This window comes from Kitasatospora sp. NPDC127060 (genome assembly GCF_042724935.1).
In the GTDB taxonomy this organism is placed as follows: domain Bacteria; phylum Actinomycetota; class Actinomycetes; order Streptomycetales; family Streptomycetaceae; genus Kitasatospora.
Genome location: NZ_JBHXEG010000060.1, coordinates 29916 through 49502, shown reverse-complemented (window position 1 = coordinate 49502; position 19587 = coordinate 29916). Strand labels below are relative to the sequence as shown.

The window sequence follows — 19587 nt, the reverse complement described above, 5'->3', positions numbered from 1 at the left end:
TCCACGTTCGGCCACCCGGTTGGGTGAATTCCCTTTAAGCTCACGTTAATCACGGCGGTTTCAGGCCACGCTGTGGGCTCGCTTCTGTAGGCGGGCCATGTGGGCTCTTTGGATGATGAGAGCAGGGATGAAAACAACGAATGAACTGACGAACGGCGCCGCGCGCGGCCCGGGCCGGTCACGGTCGGGTCTGCCCGGTCGCCGGGCCGTCGGCCGGGTCGCGGCGCTCGCCATCGTCGTCGGCAGCAGCTCGCTGGCGGTGGTCCCGTCGGCGGTCTCGCAGCCCGGCGACGGCACCGTCACGGTCCGGGTGATCCGGGCCGTGGACAACTCCGGCACGTGGACGCCCGCGCTGGAGCCGAACATGGCGGGCGTCAAGGTGACGCTCACCGACGACGCCGGGGTCTCGATCGACGGCACCACGGCGGCGGACGGCACGGTCACCCTGTCGCCCGCCACGAGCAAGGCCACCGGCGGCAAGTACCGGGTCCAGGTGGTGAACCCGAAGCCGGGCGTGCTCTTCCCGGCCTTCGCCTCCCGCCAGGGCCTGGACGGCGCGCCGAACCAGCTCAGCTCCAACGAGGAGTTCGTCGACCTCAGCGGGGGCAAGAACGTCTCCTACACCACCGGGCTCTGGAACCCGGCGGACTACTGCCAGAAGAACGCGCCGCTGGTGACCGCCTGCCAGACGGCCACCTACCAGGGCGGCACCCAGCGCACCCTGGTGTCCTTCCCGTACGGCTCGCGCGGGCAGGAGGGCCCCGGCAAGGACGTCGTGGCGACCAACCTCGCCACCGACGCCGACACCGGCACGATCTTCGGCATCGCCTGGAACAAGGCCGACAAGCGGGTGTTCTCCGCGGCGACGGCCAAGCGCACCACCGACTACGGCCCCGGCGGCTCCGGCGGGATCTACGTCACCGACCTGGCGACGAAGAAGACGAACGTCTTCACCACCGTGCCGAACGCGGGCAGCACCGCGCACGGGCCGGGGACGGACGACGCCTTCCTCGACGTCGCCGGGAAGGAGAGCCTGGGCGGCATCAAGATCACCGACGACGGCAAGGACCTGTTCGTCGTCAACCTGAACGACCGCAAGCTCTACCGCTACGACGCCAGCGCGCCGACGGCCTCGGCGCCGAAGGCCTCGTACCCGATCCCGGACCCGGGCTGCCCGTCGGCCGGCGACTGGCGGCCGTACGGCCTCGGTCTGCAGGACGGCACCGGCTTCCTCGGCGGGGTCTGCTCCGGCGAGTCCACCGGCAAGCTCACGGACGTGCGCGCGCTGGTCCTGCCGTTCGACCTCGGCACCGGGGCGTTCGGCAAGCCGGTGCTGGACCAGCCGCTGGACTACCCGCGGCAGTCCACCGTCGGCACCGGCCCGTGTGACGGCGCCGGCTGGTTCCCGTGGACCAGCACCTTCCCGTCCTCGCAGAACGGCAAGGTCTGCGGCAACACCACCATCGCGTTCCCCGAACCGGAGCTGGGCGAGATCCTGTTCGAGACCGACGGCTCGATGCTGCTGGCCTTCAAGGACCGCTTCGCCGACCGCGGCCCGGGCGCCCCGGCGCCCAACTCGGCCACCGTGATGTCCGGCGGCGACCTGAACAAGGCCTGCCCGTCGAACGGCAAGTACGTGATGGACGTCAACCTCGGCTGCGGCAAGACCGTCCGCGGCGCCCGGTTCTTCGCCACCGGCTGGGACGAGGTGGGCCACCACAACTCGGTGTTCGCGGGCATCGCCCTGTCCAAGGTCGAGAGCACCGTCGCGGCCTCCGCCTTCGACCCGGACCACACGGCGGTCGGCTACGGCACCTCCTTCATGGAGCGCGTCGACGGCACCCACGACCCGAAGTTCGGCCTGCGGCTGACCCCGGCGGGGACCGGCTCGCCGTTCGGCAAGGGCGCGGCCATGGGTGACCTCGAAGTGCTCTGTGACCAGGCGCCGCTGCAGATCGGCAACCGGGTCTGGTACGACCCCGAGCGCAAGGGCATCCAGAACCCGGGCCAGACCCCGGTCAAGGGCGCCACCGTCAACCTCTACGACGAGTCGGGCAAGGTGGTCGGCACCACCAAGACCACCCCGCGCGGCGAGTACTACTTCGACGACAGCGACGTCGCCGGGGGCCTCAAGCCGCACACCAAGTACACCATCCGCATCGACAACCCGGCGGACTACGCCAAGGGCGGCCCGCTGTACCACTGGGTGCCCACGGACCACGACGTCGGCGACAACCACTTCATCGACTCCAAGGGCATCGTCCCCGCCGGCGCCAAGTTCCCCGAACGGGCGCTGACCACCGGCGGACCGGGCGAGAACGACCACACCTTCGACTTCGGCTACCGCCAGCAGGAGGGCGCGCTGAAGCTGGTCAAGAACGACCAGGACGGCAAGCCGCTGGCCGGTGCCAAGTTCCAGCTGTGGCACGAGACCAACGGCACCGACGGCCTGCAGGCCAGCGGGACCAAGCCGGACACGCCCGTCGGTGACCCCTGCACGACCGGCAAGGACGGCATCTGCCAGGGCACCGGCGTGCCCGGGACGTACTACTGGCAGGAGTTGAGCCCGCCCGACGGCTACTCGGCGCCCGACAACACGGTCTTCGGACCGCTGGTGCTCACCGCCGACAACCTGGAGGACGGGGTCAGCGTCACGGCCGTCAACAAGCTGATCCCCACCCCGACGCCCACCGCGTCGGCGACGCCCACCCCGACGCCGACCCCGACCACCCCGCCGAGCACGCCGGCCCCACCGGCTCCCGCTCCCGGCGGCGAACTGCCGCACACCGGGGCGAACAGCGGGATGCCGCTGATCGCGACCGGCGCCGCGGCGCTGATCGCCCTCGGCACGGCACTGTTCGTGCTGGTGCGCCGACGCCGGGCCCAGCACCGGTAGCCGTCGCCCCTGCCGCCCCGTCCTGACGGGGCGGCACCCGGACCGGGCGGGTCCGCGGACCGCGAGGACCGCGAACCCGCCCGGTTCCCGTGCCCGACCGGCCCGGCCCGCACCACCCCCGCACCACCGCCGACCACCCCCGCGCCACTCCCGAGGGCGCGCACGCCCCGAACGACGGATCGGAGAACATCACCGCATGGCCCGGAAGACGAAGGCCGCCGCCGCCCGCCCGCCCCGGCGCCGCCGGCCCCACTGGCTGACGGCACTGATCGCGACCGCGGTGTGCGCCGCCGTGGCCGGGGGGTTCGTCGCGTACCAGGCCGTCTCCGCCGGGGCCACGGAACGCCCGGTCACCACCGAGGAGGCGGCCCGGCTGGCGGTGTCCCGGCTGAACCTCTACCAGGCCAGCCCGGTCGGGGTGGTGCTCACCGCCGACGAGGGCGGGGGCGTGCGGATCCGGGTCGAGGGCGTCGTGGACTACCGCACCCACCGGGGCGTCGGCCGCTACCGGTCCACCGGCGCCGGCGGCGGCGAGATGGACCACGGCCTGGTGATCTGGGACGCCGGCGGCCTGGGCCTGGCCCCCGAACCGGCGGGCGACCGGAGCCCGGCCTGGGAGCAGGCCGAACGCGTGCCGCGCAGCGGCTGGTCCCCGCGCTCGTACACCGCCGACCCGCTGGACGCCGGCCTCCAACTGCTCACCCAGGTCGGCGCCGACCGCCCGGACAACCCGCTGCTGCTCGCCCAGTCCGGCGCCCGCTGGCTCGGCCAGGACCGCATCGACGGTCGCGGCTACGACCGCTTCGCCGGCCCGCGCGCCCAGGGCGCCGCACCGGACGGCAACCGCTCCCCGCTCACCTACTGGGTGGACGCCGACGGCGCCCTGCGCCGGGTCACCATGCGGATGGCGGGCCTGGGCACACCGACCACCGTGGACTTCACCGGCCGCAACCCCGACGCCAAGCTCCCCGAGGCCCCCTGGCTCACCGGCTGACGGTCACCGGGGATCAGCGACCCCGGGCGATCGCCAGGCCGGCCGCCCGCCCCGAGAAGATGCAGCCGCCCAGGAAGGTGCCCTCCAGGGCGTTGTAGCCGTGCACGCCCCCGCCGCCGAAGCCGGCCACCTCGCCGGCGGCGTAGAGGCCGGGGACGGGCGCGCCGTCGGCGCCGAGCACCCGGGAGTCCAGGTCGGTCTGGAGGCCGCCGAGGGTCTTCCGGGACAGGATGTTGAGCCGCACGCCGATCAGCGGGCCGTGCGCCGGGTCGAGGATCCGGTGCGGCTTGGCGACCCGGGCGATCCGGTCGGTGAGCGAGCGGCGGGCGTTGTGGATCGCCATCACCTGCACGTCCTTGCTGAACTCGTTGCCCAACTCCCGGTCGCGGGCGACGATCTGCCGCTCGATGTCGGCCGGGTCGAGCTTCGGGCCGCGGGCGATCCCGTTCATGGCGGCGACCAGTTCGGGGAGGGTCCGGGCCACGACGAAGTCCACGCCGTGCCGCTTGAACCGCTCCACCGGGCCGGGGGCGCCCTTCGCCAGCCTGCTCCGCACCGCGAACTTCAGGTCACGGCCGGTCAGGTCGGGGTTCTGCTCCGAGCCGGAGAGCGCGAACTCCTTCTCGATGATCGACTGGGTCAGCACGAACCACGAGTAGTCGTGGCCGGTGGCCAGGATCTGCTTCATCGCGCCGATCGAGTCGGCGCCCGGCACCCCGGACATGCCGGTCAGCCGGCGTCCCTCGGCGTCGAACCACATGGAGGACGGGCCGGGCAGGATCCGGATCGCGTGGTCCGGCCAGACCGGGTCCCAGTTGTGGACGCCCTCGGTGTAGGCCCACATCCGGTCGCGGTTGACCACCCGGCCGCCGGCCCGCTCGGTGATGGCCAGCATCCGGCCGTCGACATGGGCGGGCACCCCGGAGATCAGGTGCTCGGGGGCCGGCCCGACCCGCTCGGTGGGCCAGTTGGCGCGCATCAGGGCGTGGTTGTGCCCGATGCCCCCGGAGGTCACCACGACCGCCGCCGCCCGCTCCTCGAACGGCCCGGTCACCGCGCGCGAGGAGCTGATCCCGCGCCCGGAGTCGTCCGGCGCCAGCACCGCACCCCGGACGCCGACCACGGTGCCGTCCTCCTCGGTCAGCAGCTCGTCCACCCGGTGCCGGAAGGCGAACCGCACCAGCCCGCCGCGCTCCGCCCGCAGCACCGGGCGCAGGAACGCCTCCACCACGCCGGGCCCGGTGCCCCAGGTGATGTGGAAGCGCGGCACCGAGTTGCCGTGGCCGGTGGCCGAGCCGGCGCCCCGCTCGGCCCACCCCACCAGCGGCACCACCCGGTGGCCCAGCTCGCGCAGGTAGCCGCGCTTGCCGCCGGCCGCCCAGGCCAGGTAGGCCTCGGCCCACTGCCGGCCCCAGTGGTCCTCGTCGTCCAGCCGGTCGAAGCCCGCCGAGCCGAACCAGTCCTGCCGGGCCAGCTCCAGGGAGTCCTTGATCCCGGCCCGGCGCTGCTCGGGGCTGCCGACGAAGAACAGTCCGCCGAGCGACCAGAACGCCTGGCCGCCCAGGTTCCGCCGGTTCTCCTGCTCGACCACCAGCACCCGCCGGCCGGCCCTGGCCAGCTCATGGGTGGCCACCAGTCCGGCCAGGCCGGCGCCGACCACGATCACCTCAGGCTGGAACGGCATGCGGTTCTCCTCCGGGGCAGTCGCCGTCGCCCGGGTGCGACGGCCGTGCCGTCCCATGGTCACGGGCGGGCCGTGGGCGCCGGCACTAGGCTTGTCAGGTGGTGATGAAGAAGACTGTGCCATCGGCACAAGGCCCATCGGTAGGGGGCGCGTCGGCGTCCGGTGCGGTCGAGCCCCGGTCCGACCGGTCCGGCGCGGTGGCGCTGATCCTGGCGGACGAGCCGGACATGGTCGACGCCTTCATGACCGCGATCGCCCGGGAGATCCCCGCCTACGCCAACCTCGACGCCCGTCAGCTCGAGGAGGTCCGCTCGATCATCGTCTGGACGCTCCGCCGGGTGCTCGAACTCTGGTCCGTGGACGGCGCGTTGGGCGCCGAGGACATCCGGATGTTCCGCGGTGTCGGCGCGGTCCGGGCGCGCGACGCCCGCCCGCTGGCGGCCGTACTGCGCGCCTACCGGGTGGCCGCGCTGACCTTCTTCGAGCGGATCGGCGAGCGCTTCGCCGACGCCGTCACCGTGCGCGACCTCAGCGCGCTCGCCCGGGTCTGGCTGACCGTGCTCGACCAGTCCTCCGAGGCGATCTTCGACGGCTACGAGTCCACCGGGCGCAGCCTCAGCGAGGACCGCGAGCACGCCCTGCGCGGACTGCTCACCGACCTGCTGCTCGGCCGGCAGAGCCACCCCGGCACCCTGCGGGCGCGGCTGCGCGAACTCGACGCGGAGCTGCCGGCCGCCTTCGACCTGATGGTGCTCTCCCCGGCGGCCGGCGCACCGGACGACGCGGAGCGGGCGGCCGCGCTGGTCACCGCGGCCCTGGTGGCCAGGGCCGCGGGCGAGGCGGCCGACCTCGAACTCACCACGCTGCACACCACCATGGACGGTCTCGGGGTCGCCCTGGCCAAGGCCGTCGACCCGGCCGCGCTGGACCGCCTGGCGGCCGGGCAGGGGCTCACCGGTGCCCTGCTCACCGGTGTCACCGCCGCCACCGCGCCGCGCGCCTACCGGATCGCCGCCCACGGCGTCCGGCACGCCTCGCCGCTGGTGTGGACCGAGCGCCGGATGCTCGACCGCGGCGACCTGGAGGTGGTGGCCCTGGTGACCGGGCACCCCGACGCCGACCCGGCCCGGGTCGCCGAGTCCGTCCTCGGCCACCTCGCGCAGGACGAGACCACCCGGCGGACGCTCGACACCGTGATCTACTCCGACGGCGCCGCCGGCGCGGCCACCCGGCTGCACCTCCACCCGCAGACCGTCCGCTACCGGCTGCGCCGCCTGGCCGCCGTCACCGGCCGGGACCCGCGGACCCCGTGGAACCGCTTCGTCTTCCAGACCGCCCTGCTGGCCGCTCCCGCCGGGAAGGCCGACGCCTGCTAGCCGACCGGCCGCTCCGCGGGGGGAGACGGGTTCGACCTCAGTGCGCCAGCTGACCCCGGAGCTCCCGCTTGAGCAGCTTGCCGCTCTGGTTGCGCGGCAGTTCGGCGACGAAGACGACGCTCTTCGGCGCCTTGAACGGTGCGAGCCGGCTCCGGACGTGGGCGATCAGCTCCGCCGCCGTGGGCGCGGCGGAGCCGGGCCGCAGCACGACGAACGCGGTGACCGCCTCGATCCACTTCGGGTCGGGCGCGCCGATCACCGCGACCTCCGCCACGGCGGGGTGGCCGTAGAGGGCCTCCTCGACCTCCCGGGAGGCCACCAGCACCCCGCCGGTGTTGATGACGTCCTTGATCCGGTCGACCACGGTGAGGTACCCCTCCGGATCGGCGACCACGAGGTCCCCGGAGTGGAACCAGCCGTCCTTGAACGCCTCGGCGGTCTGCTCCGGCGCCTCCCAGTAGCCGAGGCACAACTGCGGGGAGCGGTAGACGATTTCGCCCGGGGTACCGGGCGGTACCTCGGCGCCGTCCCGGTCGACGATCCGGGTCTCGACGAACAGCACCGGGCGGCCGCAGGAGGCGGGCCGGTCCGGGTGCTCCTCCGGCCGCAGCACGGTGGCCAGCGGGCCGATCTCGGACTGGCCGAAGCAGTTGTAGAAGCCCACCCCCGGGTAGCGGGCGCGCAGCCGGTCGAGCACCGCCACCGGCATGACCGAGGCGCCGTACTGGGCCTTGCGCAGCGAGGAGAGGTCGTACCGGTCCAGGTCGGGGTGGTTGGCCAGCGGCACCCACACCGTCGGCGCCAGGAACAGCGAGCCGATCCGGTCGCTCTCGATCCGCCGGAGCAGCTCGGGGATGTCGGGTGCCTCCAGCAGCAGGACGGAGGCGCCGACCGCCAGGTAGGGGAGCAGGAAGACGTGCAGGCCGGCCGAGTGGTACAGCGGCATGCAGATCAGCGGCCGGTCGTCCGCGCGCAGGTCGAGGGCGTGGATGCTCGACAGGTACGCGTGCACCAGGGCGCGGTGGGGCATCATCGCGCCCTTCGGTCGGGAGGTGGTCCCGGAGGTGTAGAGCAGCTGGGCGAGGTCGGTGTCGGCCGCTCCGGTGCCGAGCTCGGGCACCGGGCCGTCCAGCGCGGCTTCGAGCAGTCCGGCCGGGTCGTCCCGCAGCGGCACCACGTGCTCGACGCCCAGCCCGTCCCGGACCCGTTCGACCTCCGGGGTCAGGGCCGGGTCGCCGAGCACCGCACGGCTGCCGGACTGGCCGAGCAGGTGGCGCAACTCCTCGCCGGTGAGGGCGTGGTTGACCGGGACGTGCACCAGTCCGGCCCGGGCGCAGGCGAGGAAGGCGATCGCGTACGCGTCGGAGTTGCGCCCGTACGCGGCGACCCGGTCGCCGGGGCGCAGGCCGAGCCCGAGCAGGTGCCCGGCCGCCCGGCTGACCGCCTCGTCGAGCTGCCGGTACGTCCAGCCGCGGTCACCGAAGGTGAGCGCGATGCGGTCGGGTGTGCGGCCGGCGCTGCGGCGCAGCAGCCCGTCGACGGTGCCGGCTCGGGGGTCCTCGATCATGCTCGCGGTCTCGCTTCCGTGGTCGGGCGGCGGGTGCAGCAGCAGCCTGCCCACTCCGGACGGCACGCACCAGGGCTCCGGGGTGTGGAGTGGGCGGGGCCGGGTAGGCGCGACGGGTGATCCCCGATCCCGGGCGGCTGCCACGGGCACCCGCCGAATGGCGTCAAGACGCACACCGTTCGTGTACGACGGCCCTGGTCCGGAGGAGAATCGACGATACGGGCGGGGAGTTCCGACCAGGAGGCCGGCCATGAAGAGCCTTGAACGCCGCTACGCGGTGACCCTGCCCGGACCGATCGGCGGCCACGCGCCGCCGGCCGTCGTGGTGGTGTACGCCACCGACGCCCCGGGGCCCGGCGGCGGGCCGGTCTGGGAGAGTCTCGACGGCGACCTCCGGGTGGAGATCACCGGCGAGGTGGCCACCGTCCTGACGGCTCCGGACCCGACAGCGGGCGGTGCCCCGCTCCACCCCTGCCTGCACGCCGTGCCGCTGCCCGACCGGGCCGTGCCCGGCGTCCGACCTGGCCGTGCCGACGGCGTGAGCGCGGCCGGTGCGGTTGCTCTCACTCAGACGGGGTGGCTGCCTCCGACGGGGTGGCTGCGCGGTGCGGCAGGTGCACCACGACCAGGGCCAGCCCCGCCAGGGTGACGTTGCGGATCGCCGCGTCCAGGCCGTTCCACGCCTTCGACTGCCACATGGCGAACCACTCGCCGCCGATCCCGATGAAACCGGCCCCGAAGAGCAGCAGCATCAACAGCAGGCCGAGGCTGCTGAGCCGGCGCGCCAGCTCCGGCCGCAGCCACCAGGCGAGCGCCCCCGCCGTCAGCACCACGGCGCTCAGCGCCTCCCAGGCGATGATCGCGACGTACGCCGCGTTCTGCAGGCCCGGGGAGGTGACGGAGCGCCACATCAGGTCCCGGTCCCGGAAGGTCGTGTCCATCGCCAGCACGTGCTGGACGAACTGTTGGTTGGTGCCGAAGTCGGTGACGTTCCCGAAGACCACGAGCAGCAGGTAGAGCGCGTTCACCCCGGTGAGCACGGCCGCCGCCGCGGGCAGGGTGCCGAACGCGAGCAGACGGTCGCGGGTGGAGGGGCGCGGGCTTGCGGGGCGGGTGGTCGGCATGCGGAACAGGCTAGCGCCTGGGAAGAGTTGGCCGGCGGTGCCGACCCGCTCAGGCCGGTAGTGCGCCGGCCGGCCCGGTCTGCTCGTAGGCGTGGCCGACCCGCAGCAGGGTGGGCTCGCCGAGGGGCCGGCCGAGCAGCTGCAGGCCGATCGGCAGGCCCGCCGCGTCGCGGCCGGCCGGGACGGTGAGAGCGGGCACTCCGGTGATGTTGGCGGGGGCGCAGAGGCGTACATAGGCGTCGGAGACGTCCTCGACCGTGCCGTCGGGCCAGCTGAGCGTCGTCTCGTCGGCCCTGACCGCGGTCATCGGGACGCTCGGGGCGGCGATCACGTCGACCTCCTCCAGCATCCGGGCCCACTCGGAGCGCATGAGCGTGCGGGCGCGCTGGGCGCGCAGGTAGTCGCCGGCGCTCATCAACTCGCTTGCCTCCAGGAGGATGCGGACGTCGTCCTGGTACAGCTCGGGGACGGCGCGCAGGCTGCCCTCGTGGTAGGCGCCGGCCTCCGGCACCATCAGGCCCCAGTGGGTGGCGTGGATGTAGCGGGCCATCGGGATGTCGACCTCGACGAGCCGCGCGCCCAGGGCTTCCAGCTGTCCGACGGCGTGCCGGACGGCGGCCTCCACCTGCGGATGGACGCGGTCGAAGTAGTAGGTGCGCGGCACGCCGACGCGCAGCCCCGTCAGGTCCGTTCCGGCGCCGGGCCGGTAGTGCGCGGCGGGGACGGCCAGCGAGGCGGGGTCCCGCGGATCGTGCCCGGCCAGTGCGGTGAGGACCAGGGCCGCGTCCTCGACGGTGCGGGTGAGCGGGCCGACGTGGTCCAGGGACCAGGACAGGGAGGTGACGCCGTGTCGGGGGACGAGGCCGTAGGTCGGCTTGAGGCCGACGACTCCGTTGAGCGCGGCGGGCACCCGGATCGACCCGCCGGTGTCGGTGCCCAGGGCGAAGGTCGCGGCGCCCGAGGCGACGGCGACCGCGGAGCCGCCGCTGGAGCCGCCGGCGATCCGGCTGCGGTCCCAGGCGTTGCGGGTCTGCGGGGTGGTCAGGCCGAACGCGAACTCGTGGGTGTGGGTCTTGCCGAGCAGGATCGCGCCGGCCGCGCTCAGCCGCGCGGCGACCGTGCTGTCCGCCGTCGCCCGGTGGTCGGCGCGGACCCGGGAGCTGGCGGTGGTGGGCATCCCGTCGACGTCGATCAGGTCCTTGAGCGCCATCGGGATGCCGTGCAGCGGCCCCCGGTAACGGCCGTGCGCCGCCTCGTGTTCGGCCTCGGCCGCGGCCCGGCGGGCGTGCTCGGCGGTGACCGTGACGTAGGCGCCGAGGTGCGGTTCCGTCGCCTCGATGCGCTCCAGGACGGAGTCGACCAGTTCGACGGGGGACAGTCGCCCGGCGCGGATCGCGTCCGCGGCGGCGGCGAGCGACAGTTCGTACGGCTGCTCGGACGGCTGCTCATGCGCTTGGTCATACGGCGGCATGGTGCGTCTCCGGTGCGGGGTGGTAGGTGGCGGCGGGCGGGACGTCCGCGAAGTCCAGCTCGCGCAGGACCGAGACGACGCTGTGGATGTGGTCGGCGACCGCGGCGACCGCGGCGTGGCGCTCGGCCGGGAGCGCGAGTCCGGCGCGGGCGGCCCAGCGGGCTGCCTCGGGTGGGGTGAGGTCGGCGGCAGGCATGGTTGGCGCTCCTTCTTGGCCGATGGTGGCGCGGCCGATGGTGGCGCGGCCGGGGGGTGGCGAGGCCGGGGTGGCGCGGTCCGAGGGTGATCGTGCCGGGCGGCGCCGCCGGGTGATCAGGCGGCGGTCGGGATCTCGGCGGCCGGCTCGGCGAGCAGCCGGTAGCGGCCGTCCTCCCGGCGGACGGTGCCGGCCGTGGGCCGCGGGAAGTGGGTGCCCAGGAGCAGCGCGTCGGTGTCGGCCAGGGTGTCCAGCAGCCGGGCGCGGGTGCGGACCGCCTGGGCCGGGTCGGTGTCGACGCAGCTGCTCACCTGGGGGTGGGAGAGCTGCACGGGGTGGTGGATGCTGTCGCCGGTGATCAGCGCCCGGCGGTCGCCGCCGCGCAGTTCCACCGCGACCTGGCCCGGGGTGTGGCCCGGGGCGGGGACGAGCAGGACGCCCGGTGCGACCTCGTGCCCCTGCTCGGGCACGGCGACGGCGTCGTACTGCCCGGCGTCGCGGACGGGGTGCACGGAGTCGCGGAACATCTGGGCGCGGGCCTCGTCCAGGTCGGTGGCGGCCCAGTGGTCCCGTTCGGTGCGGCTGGTGAGGTAGCGGGCGTTGGGGAAGGTGGGCGCCCAGTCCCGGCCGGTGAGGCGGGTGTTCCAGCCGACGTGGTCGGTGTGCAGGTGCGTGGTGATCACCAGGTCCACTGACTCGGGCGGGAAGCCGGCCGCCGTCAGGCGCTCCAGGAAGTCGGTGTCCAGGCCGTGCCAGGCCGGGTTGGCGCGCGGTTTGGCGTTCCCGATGCCGGTGTCCACGACGATCCGCAGCCCGCCGGCCTCCACCGCGAAGCTGTGACTCGCCAGACGGGGGACGTCGGCGTCGGCGAAGTCGGGGCGCAGCCAGGGCGCCTGGTCCAGCACGTCCCCGGTGGCGTCCGGCAGCAGCCAGGGGCCGGTCTGCCGCGGCAGTTCGAGCTCGTCGACGCGGTGTACGGCGATGCCGCCGAGGAGCCATCCCGTGCTGGTTGCGGGGGCGGCCGGGCCGGCAGGGGTGGCCGGGCGGGACGGCGGGGCGGTGACGCTGGTCATGGAAGCACCTCTGAGCCTTGAGGCGAATGCTTTGCGTCAAGCACTCTAAGGACCCCGGGCTTCCAAACGCAAATGTTTAGCTTTTAGGTGCGAGGGGAGGCGTGGCGCGGCCGAGCGCCGCCGCGACCAGGTGGTCGGTGTAGGCCCTGGACAGCTCCGAGGAGCGGAACAGGATCCGGTACATCAGCGGGGCGACGATGACGTCCAGCAGGGTCTCCACGTCCGGCACGGCCTCCCCCCGCCCGGCCGCGCGCACCCCGACGGCCTTCAACTGCTCGACGGCGTAGTCGGAGCAGCGGGCCGCGTTGCCCTGCTCCGGGTCGCCCAACAGGGCGTCCCGGAGGTAGGTGCGGCCCGCCGTCGACGACATCTCCTCGGCGAACTGCACGGCCCACGCCTCCAGGTCCGCCCGCAGGCTGCCGTGGTCGGCCGGCGGGGCGTCGGGGCGCAACCGCTCGACGGCCACGTCCGACAGCAGTTCCCGCAGGTCACCCCAGCGCCGGTAGACGGTCGACGGCGTCACCCCCGCGCGGGCCGCGATCAGCGGCACGGTGAGCGCTTCCCGCCCCAGCTCCGCCCCCAGCTCACGGACGGCCTGGTGCACGGACTGCTGGACGCGGGCGCTGCGCCCGCCGGGGCGTGTGGTCGCTCGGGAACTCATGCACCCAGCTTAATGCGAAGAAGTTGCGTCTGGCGGAGCGGACAGCTGGGACACCCGGGGGAGAGGCGCTCAGGCCGGCGGGATCGGGCCGAGGTAGGTGCCGCCGGAGACGTCGACGGTCTGACCGGTCACCCAGCGGCCCCGGGGGCCCGCCAGGAAGCCGACGACGTCCGCGACGTCCTCGGGCTCGCCGATCCGGCCCAGTGCGGTGATCGACTCCAGTCCGGCCATCGCCGGCGGGGCGCTCGTCCACTCGGAGGTCATGTCGGTGAGGATCACCCCCGGGTTGACGGTGTTGACGGTGATCCCTCGCCGGCCGAGCTCGTTGGCGAGCGGCGCGGCGAGGGCCGCCAGTGCCGTCTTGCTGACGGTGTAGCCGATCTGGAGCGGGGAGCCGATCCGGGTGGCCGCCGAAGCCACGTTCACGATCCGCCCGCCGTCCCGCAGCAGCGGCAGGGATCGCTGGATCACGAAGAGCGGCGCGCGCACGTTGATCGCCATCACCCGGTCGAACTCCTCCTCGGTGATCTGACCGATCGAACCGGCCAGGTGGATGCCCGCGTTGTTGACCAGGATGTCCAGCCCGTCCTCGCCGTGCTCCGCCAGCCCGGCGGTGAGGCCCCCGAACAGTTGGTCCAACCCGTCGCTCCCGCCGAACCGGGCCCGCACCGCGAACGCCCGGCCGCCGGCCTTGGCGATCAGCCCCACGGTCTCGGCGGCGGCTTCCGCGTCGCCGCCGTAGTGCACCGCGACCAGTGCCCCGTCGGCCGCGAGCCGCAGTGCGACCGCCCGTCCGATTCCGCGCGACCCGCCCGTCACCAGTGCTGTCCTGCCGTCCAGTTCGCCCATGCCCGCCACTTCCTCGTGCGTCCGGTCGATGCCGCGGCCGGTGCCGGGTCGTCACGGCCCGGTGCCGGACGACCCCTCATGCATGCCCGGTGCCACGGGGCTGATGCCGCCGCCCGACTGTGGTGCCGACGCTGTGGGGAGGTTCTGCCGGTGTTCAACTGCGGTGCGGCAGCAGTTCGTTGCCTCCGGTGCTGGCCGGTGCTGGCCGGTGCTGGCCGGGCGGACGGCGGGCGCGGGTTGGGTGGATACCCAGGCGGGTATCTGGCACGACCCGCGCTGGACAGGGGGAACAAACTGTCGGAAGGTTCCACGGCCGCACTGCCGTCCCGACCAGACAGGAGCACGCGCGCCATGGACCAGATCACCCTTCCCGCCTTCCGGATGCCCTTCCCGGCCACCGGTGGCAACCCGCACCAGGACGAGGCGGGCTTACGCATGTGGGCCTGGGCCGAGGAGTTCGGCCTCTGTTCCTCGCCCGAGGTGCGCCGCCGGATGCTGCGCACCCAGTCCGAGCTGTGGTGCGCGCTGACCGACCCGACCGCCGAGGTGGGGCCGCTCGCGCTGCGCTGCCAGTGGACGTTCTGGGCGTTCGTCGTCGACGACGCCTTCGACGACGACGGCTGCGGCCAGGACCTCGCCCGCAGCCGGGCGGCCATCGACGAGCTGACCGGCGTCCTGACCGGCGGCCGCCGCCCCACCAGCCCGGCGGCGCTCGCCCTGGCCGACCTCTGGCGGCGCACCCGGGCCGGTCGCTCGCCGTCCTGGCACCAGACCTTCCGCGAGGACGTCACCTCCTGGCTGTGGACGTACTGGCGCGAGGCCGTGGAACGCGCCGCCGGGCACACCCCGCTCCCCGAGGACTACCTCACCCACCGCCGGCACTCGATCGGCATGGGGATGTTCCTGGACCTCTTCGAGACCCCGCCGGCCATCGACCTGCCCGACCACGTGCGCCGCCTGCCCGCACTGGTCGCCCTGCGCGGCGCGGTGGTCGACCACATCGCCCTCTACAACGACATCTGCTCGGCACGGAAGGAGGGCGCGGCCGGCTACTACCACAACGCCGTCTTCGTGCTGCGCCACCACCGGGGCGGGACGGTCCAGGAGGCCGTCACCCGGGTCGACGACCTGCGGGCCGCCTGCGTCGAACGGGCCGTCAGCGCCGAGCGGCAGCTGCCCGCGCAACTGGCCGCGGCCGGCGCCACCCAGCCGATCCGCGCTGCCGTCCAGCTCTACGCCGAGCACCACCGCTCCCTGCTGCGCGGCGACTTCGAGTACCACGCCCGCGCCGAGCGCTACCGGCCGGACCCGGAGGCGGTGCCCGTGCCGACCGGTGCGCCCGGTGCGGCGGGGGCGGCGGCGGGGGCTACCGGGGTGGACGTCTTCACTCCCCGGTAGCCGGCGCGAGGCTGCGCCGATCGGAGCGGAGGATAGGTTGTGCGCCCACCGAGCGCCTCCCGCGCCGTCAGGTGCCGGCCGGATCGACCCGGCCGCCGTCCGCCCGCCGTCCGGCCCCCGCACGCTCGCTGCCGGTGGGCCGGCCGACGGCCGGTGGTTGAGGCGTCGTCCCAGCTCAGGGCGGGGCGAGTGGGACGGGCGCCGCCATTGGGAGCGATGGTTCGGATGGTTCGCGGGGTGGCCACCCGCGCCCCGTCCGCACCAGCGGACCCGCTCCGCACGGGCGGCCCGGAGGGATCCGGCCGACACGTGGTCGGTCCACGATGGATTCGATTGACCCGTCCGGCGGGCACGGTGAGTCTGGTCGGGTACGACGCATCCGGAGGCGGACCGCGGCGTGGATTCCCGATTCGGCATTTCGATGCGATCCGAATGACTCGATCGACTCGCATGAATTCGACTGAGGAGAATCCGTGTTCTCGAAGACGAAGAAGATCGTGAGCTCCCTGACCGCCGCGCTCGCCGCGGCGGCCGCCTTCACCGTGGCCGTGCCGTCCAACGCCTACGCCATCGACCACGTCGAGTGCAGGGGCGGGGAGAACTTCCTGAAGATCTGGTCGCACAGCGACGGCAGGAACAGCGTGGACTGCTACGCGAACGCCGGCCGGATGTCCTTCGGCAGCTGGTGGGTCGACCGCATCTCCACCGGTAACAACGACCTGATCTACTACGACGCCAACGGGGACTCGGTCAAGATCCCGCGCTGGACCGACATCTCGTACCCGAACCGTCCCCCGAAGGTCAAGGACATCGAAATCCTCTGACCTTCCAGGGGGGGCGCTCACCCCCCGCGGCAGCGCCGAGGCCGGCCGCGCCCGGCCCGGCCGCGCCCGGCCCGGGCGCGCCCGGCCACTGCCGTGCCCGGGCGCCGTACGCCGCCGGGCCCTCAGGCGGAGGATCCGTGGCGGGTGCCGGTGCGCCGGAGGTGGGCGTCGATCAGGGCGTGGGTGGCTTCGGGCTGTTCGATCTGCGGGAGGTGGCCGGCCTCCGGGACGATCTCCAGTCGGCCGTTGCCGAAGGCCTCGGCGTACGCGGCGCCGTAGGCGGGTGTGACGATGCGGTCGGCAGCGCCCCAGAGCAGGAGGGTGGGTGCCTGGACGCGGCCGAGTCGGCCCAGCAGCTCGGGGTCGTGCATGTACGGGTCGCCGGCGAGGAGGCGCATGGTCGCGGTGTTGGCCTGCCTGCGCGCGAGTTCGTCGGCGGGGAGGCGGGCGGGGTCCAGGTAGTACCGGTCCGGGTCGTGCCAGGAGTGCTCCGCGAGGCCGCGGGCGTCGAGGCCGAAGTGGTCGGTGATCGGCTCCCCCTCGATCCGTACGCCGACGGCGTCGATCAGGACGAGGCCGGTGATGATGCCGGCGTCGTCCCCGGCGGCCATCTCCGCGGCCGTCCAGCCCCCGAGCGAGGAGCCGATGACGAGGACGTCGCGCAGTCCGCGGCCGTGGAGGTGGTGGAGGTAGGCACGGGCGAGGTCGGCTATGCCGGTGAGCCAGGCGGGGCGGTGGGTGCCGTCCCAGCCGGGGTGCACCGGGGTGATGGTGTGGGTGTGGGCGGAGAGGTGTCGGGCGAGTCCGGCGACGGTGGCGGGGCCGCCGCCTCCGTGCAGGATGAGGACCGGCCTGCCCGCTCCGGCCTCGGTGAGGGTGAGGGGCAGGTCCGCGTACGGGGCTGTGGTGTCCGGGGTCATGCCCCCAGAGTAACTAAGGATGTTTATATAAGCTAGTTTGGATTGGCGTAGACTCGACCCATGCATGATGAGCTGCAAGAACTCGGCAGAGCGGTCAAGCAGGCCCAGTACCGTCAGCACCGGGCGCTCGACAGCGCGCTCTCGGCCGCCGGTACGACGCTGGCCCAGTGGGACGCCCTGCGGGCGATCAGCCGCTCACCCGGGGCCTCGGGGCGCGAGTTGGCTGCGGCGACGTTCCAGACCGAGCAGGCCTTCGGCACGCTCGTCGGCCGCCTCACCGCCCAGGGCCTCGTCGAGCGCCGGCCGGGCCACGGCCGGCGCATCGAGCACCACCTCACGCCGGCGGGCGAGCAGCTGCTGACGGTCGGCCACCGGGTCGCCGACGAGGTGCTCGCCTCGTGCTTCGCCGCCCTGCCCGACACGGACCGTGCGACCCTGCTCGGTCTCCTGCGGCGCCTCACCGAGGAGCAGGACGTCTGAGGGTCCGCTCGGACGGTGGCCGCTGGGCGGGGCGGCGGTAGTGCTGCCCCGGGGCTCGTCGGGTATCAGCGGCGGGTTTCGACCTTCATGTCGCCGTGGGTCACCGCGCGCCTCCTGTCGCCGGCGAGCACGTCGTGCGGGAAGCCGAGTTCGATCGCGCTGGCCTCGTCCGGGCGGGCCAGTTGGGAGGCGGTGAAGTCGGTTCCAGGATCCAGACCGGCGGTTGATGATCTGCCGCGCCGCGGACGACGAGAGCCGGTCGGCATTGAACCGGTTGTGCTCACGGTGACGTCGAACCCTCATGCCGTCGGTCGTGGGGTTGCTGGAAGAGCGTGAGCGGTCCTGCACGCGCGACCCGTGGCTGGACCCGTTGCCCGCCACCGGCGGCCTCAGCCGGCTTCGTCCCGATCGGCTGGCCGAGGTCCTGGGCGCGGCCGCCCGTGCCATCGACGCCCGCGGCGGCCGCTTCACGGTGCACTGCACCCCCCTGGTGACCACCGCCGTGCACGCCGGCACCCGTTGATCCGCCGTTCGGTCGCCCGGGGTCCGCGTACGTCACCCGTCGCACGACCGGTCAAGAAGGGGCCGGAGGCACACTGAGGAAGAGCACTGCGTCTTTGTTCCTGTATTTGCAGTTCTGTGAACCGGCGTCAAGTTGGCAAAGCGTCGCCCTGATGTCGATGAACTGGTAGGCCGAAACCGGGAAGGGGACCTCGACATCCGCCTTGACGGCACCGGTCGCATCGGGCTTGAGCGGCCCGCTGGCAATCATCTCGCACGGGTCGTCCTGATATGCGCACACCTTGCTGACAAGGCATGTGTCGACCCGGGGACTCCCTTTGCACCTTGCGCTCAGATCCATGGCGCGAGGGACTCCGCGCACCACGATTCCGATCTGTTCCTCATCTCGGAGCTTGGAGGCGCTGAAGGAAATCGAGACGGTCGACCGGGAATCGGCCTGCCTGATGACTGCCGAAATCTGAGGGTGCGTGGAGTTCACCTGGCTGCTCGTCTCCACCCGGGCGGCCGCGAACCCTGCGAGGGACAGCAGGATTACTGAGCAGATCAGAAGAATTGATGTGACGGAAGCTCTCGGAGTCTTTTTGTGTCGCCTCACGACGGCCACGGCGGCGACAGTCGCAAGCACGAGGCCGCCGGCGGAGAATCCCGCCAGTTCCCCGTCCGCGCCGGACGACACTCCAGGGATCCGGATCGCGTCGATCACCAAAGCCGTCATGCCGACCAGGCACGCGGCAGTGACCGGGATCCAGTACGCGGAGACCGAGGTCTTGTTCGGGATGAAGATGCTGGCTGCCGCGGCCGCCAGTGCTCCGGCCAGGAGGGAGGCCGCGATCGCGGCCTGGCGCGGCTCGTTGCGCAGCACCGATGAGAGCTCGGAGCTCTGCAGGCCCAGGACGTTCAACAGTGCGGCAAAGGCCGCGAGGAGGAACCCCAATCCGTTCTTGACCTTGCCGAGGGCTGAATCATCGGCAAGCTCGGGAGGTGAGTCCGTGCTCCTGGGTTTCCCCGCATTCGGATCCCCCTCGACGGTAAGTCCGCTGCCGGCCAGATTTCTGTTCCCGTAGACGATGAGGAATCCCAGCCCGTTGTTGGATCTGCGTCGGCCTGATCCCTCTGCGGATTCCCGAGGCGACTCCCCGTCGGTTGATTTCTTCACGTCCGGGCCTCCTGCGGAGATCGGGCATTCATCGGCCGTCATCCTATTCCTGGCGACCGCGGGGGCGCGTATTTCGGCCTGGAGCGTGTCAGCCGGCGCAAGATCGAACAGGGCGAACAGTGCGCCCGCTGGCCGATTCTCCGACGGAGGCCTCGCGAGGACGGCAACCGTCATCAGACGGCGGGTACAACGGAGTTGGAGGGGGCGCTCGGGCAGCACGCCCAGCTCTTCCGGCAGTGGTCCGCCGACCTTGCGACGGCAGAGCGGGTAAGCACCTGGTCGCCGGCGACCGGGGACCGGTCGGAAGCGGGAGACGAGGACGGAGTACGGACGAGAAACCCGTCGCGACGCGTCGCATCGGTGGTGCAGCCGGGGAAGCGGTCCCTCCGGGGGGCG

19 protein-coding genes are annotated in these 19587 nt (G+C 73.2%); 8 read left to right on the top strand and 11 right to left on the bottom strand.

From position 1 onward, the window contains the following. Nucleotides 1–127 precede the first annotated feature (127 nt). Both ACFWIS_RS28255 and ACFWIS_RS28250 read left to right on the top strand, forming a co-directional pair. The gene (locus ACFWIS_RS28255) at nt 128–2896 is read left to right on the top strand and encodes an SdrD B-like domain-containing protein (protein ID WP_380460036.1); all 2769 of its coding nucleotides are present in this window, start codon (nt 128–130) and stop codon (nt 2894–2896) included. 196 nt (nt 2897–3092) lie between these two features. Then, complete coding sequence (locus ACFWIS_RS28250) at nt 3093–3890, top strand: hypothetical protein (RefSeq protein WP_380460035.1); 798 nt, start codon at nt 3093–3095, stop codon at nt 3888–3890. Nucleotides 3891–3903: 13 nt separating this feature from the next. On the opposite strand, the gene ACFWIS_RS28245 is transcribed toward ACFWIS_RS28250, so the two are convergent. Next, nucleotides 3904–5574 carry an FAD-binding dehydrogenase gene (locus ACFWIS_RS28245; RefSeq protein ID WP_380460033.1) on the bottom strand — a complete coding sequence of 557 codons (1671 nt, stop codon included), beginning with the start codon at nt 5572–5574 and terminating at the stop codon, nt 3904–3906. A gap of 197 nt (nt 5575–5771) precedes the next feature. On the opposite strand from ACFWIS_RS28245, the gene ACFWIS_RS28240 reads away from it, so the two are divergent. After that, nucleotides 5772–6950 carry a helix-turn-helix domain-containing protein gene (locus tag ACFWIS_RS28240; protein ID WP_380460032.1) on the top strand — a complete coding sequence of 393 codons (1179 nt, stop codon included), beginning with the start codon at nt 5772–5774 and terminating at the stop codon, nt 6948–6950. A 37-nt stretch (nt 6951–6987) separates the two neighbouring features. Here ACFWIS_RS28240 and ACFWIS_RS28235 read toward each other — a convergent pair whose 3' ends face one another. Next, nucleotides 6988–8517 carry an acyl-CoA synthetase gene (locus tag ACFWIS_RS28235; protein WP_380460030.1) on the bottom strand — a complete coding sequence of 510 codons (1530 nt, stop codon included), beginning with the start codon at nt 8515–8517 and terminating at the stop codon, nt 6988–6990. On the opposite strand from ACFWIS_RS28235, the gene ACFWIS_RS28230 reads away from it, so the two are divergent. After that, a complete protein-coding gene (locus ACFWIS_RS28230; RefSeq protein ID WP_380460028.1) occupies nt 8444–9166 on the top strand; it encodes a DUF6296 family protein in 723 nt (240 codons plus the stop codon). The genes ACFWIS_RS28235 and ACFWIS_RS28230 overlap by 74 nt on opposite strands. Here ACFWIS_RS28230 and ACFWIS_RS28225 read toward each other — a convergent pair. From ACFWIS_RS28225 to ACFWIS_RS28200, 6 genes are all read right to left on the bottom strand, one after another. Continuing rightward, nucleotides 9081–9641: a DUF2165 domain-containing protein gene (locus ACFWIS_RS28225; protein WP_380460026.1), complete on the bottom strand. Its 561-nt coding sequence runs from the start codon at nt 9639–9641 to the stop codon at nt 9081–9083. The two genes, ACFWIS_RS28230 and ACFWIS_RS28225, sit on opposite strands and share 86 nt — an antisense overlap. 49 nt (nt 9642–9690) lie before the next feature. Beyond that, nucleotides 9691–11112 carry an amidase gene (locus ACFWIS_RS28220; RefSeq protein ID WP_380460024.1) on the bottom strand — a complete coding sequence of 474 codons (1422 nt, stop codon included), beginning with the start codon at nt 11110–11112 and terminating at the stop codon, nt 9691–9693. Then, a complete protein-coding gene (locus tag ACFWIS_RS28215) occupies nt 11099–11308 on the bottom strand; it encodes a hypothetical protein (protein ID WP_380460022.1) in 210 nt (69 codons plus the stop codon). The genes ACFWIS_RS28220 and ACFWIS_RS28215 overlap by 14 nt, the downstream gene beginning before the upstream one ends. Before the next feature lie 116 nt (nt 11309–11424). Then, a complete protein-coding gene (locus ACFWIS_RS28210) occupies nt 11425–12381 on the bottom strand; it encodes an MBL fold metallo-hydrolase (RefSeq protein ID WP_380460020.1) in 957 nt (318 codons plus the stop codon). A gap of 76 nt (nt 12382–12457) precedes the next feature. Then, on the bottom strand, nt 12458–13042 hold the full coding sequence (locus ACFWIS_RS28205) for a TetR/AcrR family transcriptional regulator (RefSeq protein ID WP_380460018.1): 585 nt from the start codon (nt 13040–13042) through the stop codon (nt 12458–12460). A gap of 69 nt (nt 13043–13111) precedes the next feature. After that, complete coding sequence (locus tag ACFWIS_RS28200; RefSeq protein ID WP_380460016.1) at nt 13112–13891, bottom strand: SDR family oxidoreductase; 780 nt, start codon at nt 13889–13891, stop codon at nt 13112–13114. A gap of 351 nt (nt 13892–14242) precedes the next feature. On the opposite strand from ACFWIS_RS28200, the gene ACFWIS_RS28195 reads away from it, so the two are divergent. Both ACFWIS_RS28195 and ACFWIS_RS28190 read left to right on the top strand, forming a co-directional pair. Continuing rightward, nucleotides 14243–15289 carry a terpene synthase family protein gene (locus ACFWIS_RS28195; RefSeq protein WP_380460014.1) on the top strand — a complete coding sequence of 349 codons (1047 nt, stop codon included), beginning with the start codon at nt 14243–14245 and terminating at the stop codon, nt 15287–15289. 473 nt (nt 15290–15762) lie between these two features. Continuing rightward, entirely contained in the window at nt 15763–16113 is a 351-nt protein-coding gene (locus ACFWIS_RS28190; RefSeq protein ID WP_380460012.1) for a beta/gamma crystallin domain-containing protein, read from the top strand. 122 nt (nt 16114–16235) lie between these two features. Here ACFWIS_RS28190 and ACFWIS_RS28185 read toward each other — a convergent pair whose 3' ends face one another. Continuing rightward, the gene (locus ACFWIS_RS28185; protein WP_380460010.1) at nt 16236–17033 is read right to left on the bottom strand and encodes an alpha/beta fold hydrolase; all 798 of its coding nucleotides are present in this window, start codon (nt 17031–17033) and stop codon (nt 16236–16238) included. Between the two features lie 60 nt (nt 17034–17093). On the opposite strand from ACFWIS_RS28185, the gene ACFWIS_RS28180 reads away from it, so the two are divergent. Then, a complete protein-coding gene (locus ACFWIS_RS28180; RefSeq protein WP_380460008.1) occupies nt 17094–17513 on the top strand; it encodes a MarR family winged helix-turn-helix transcriptional regulator in 420 nt (139 codons plus the stop codon). A gap of 65 nt (nt 17514–17578) precedes the next feature. Here ACFWIS_RS28180 and ACFWIS_RS28175 read toward each other — a convergent pair whose 3' ends face one another. Next, entirely contained in the window at nt 17579–17779 is a 201-nt protein-coding gene (locus ACFWIS_RS28175) for a hypothetical protein (RefSeq protein ID WP_380460006.1), read from the bottom strand. 47 nt (nt 17780–17826) lie between these two features. On the opposite strand from ACFWIS_RS28175, the gene ACFWIS_RS28170 reads away from it, so the two are divergent. Continuing rightward, the gene (locus ACFWIS_RS28170; protein ID WP_380460004.1) at nt 17827–18036 is read left to right on the top strand and encodes a hypothetical protein; all 210 of its coding nucleotides are present in this window, start codon (nt 17827–17829) and stop codon (nt 18034–18036) included. 51 nt (nt 18037–18087) lie between these two features. On the opposite strand, the gene ACFWIS_RS28165 is transcribed toward ACFWIS_RS28170, so the two are convergent. Next, a complete protein-coding gene (locus ACFWIS_RS28165; RefSeq protein WP_380460002.1) occupies nt 18088–19365 on the bottom strand; it encodes a hypothetical protein in 1278 nt (425 codons plus the stop codon). Between the last annotated feature and the right edge of the window lie 222 nt (nt 19366–19587).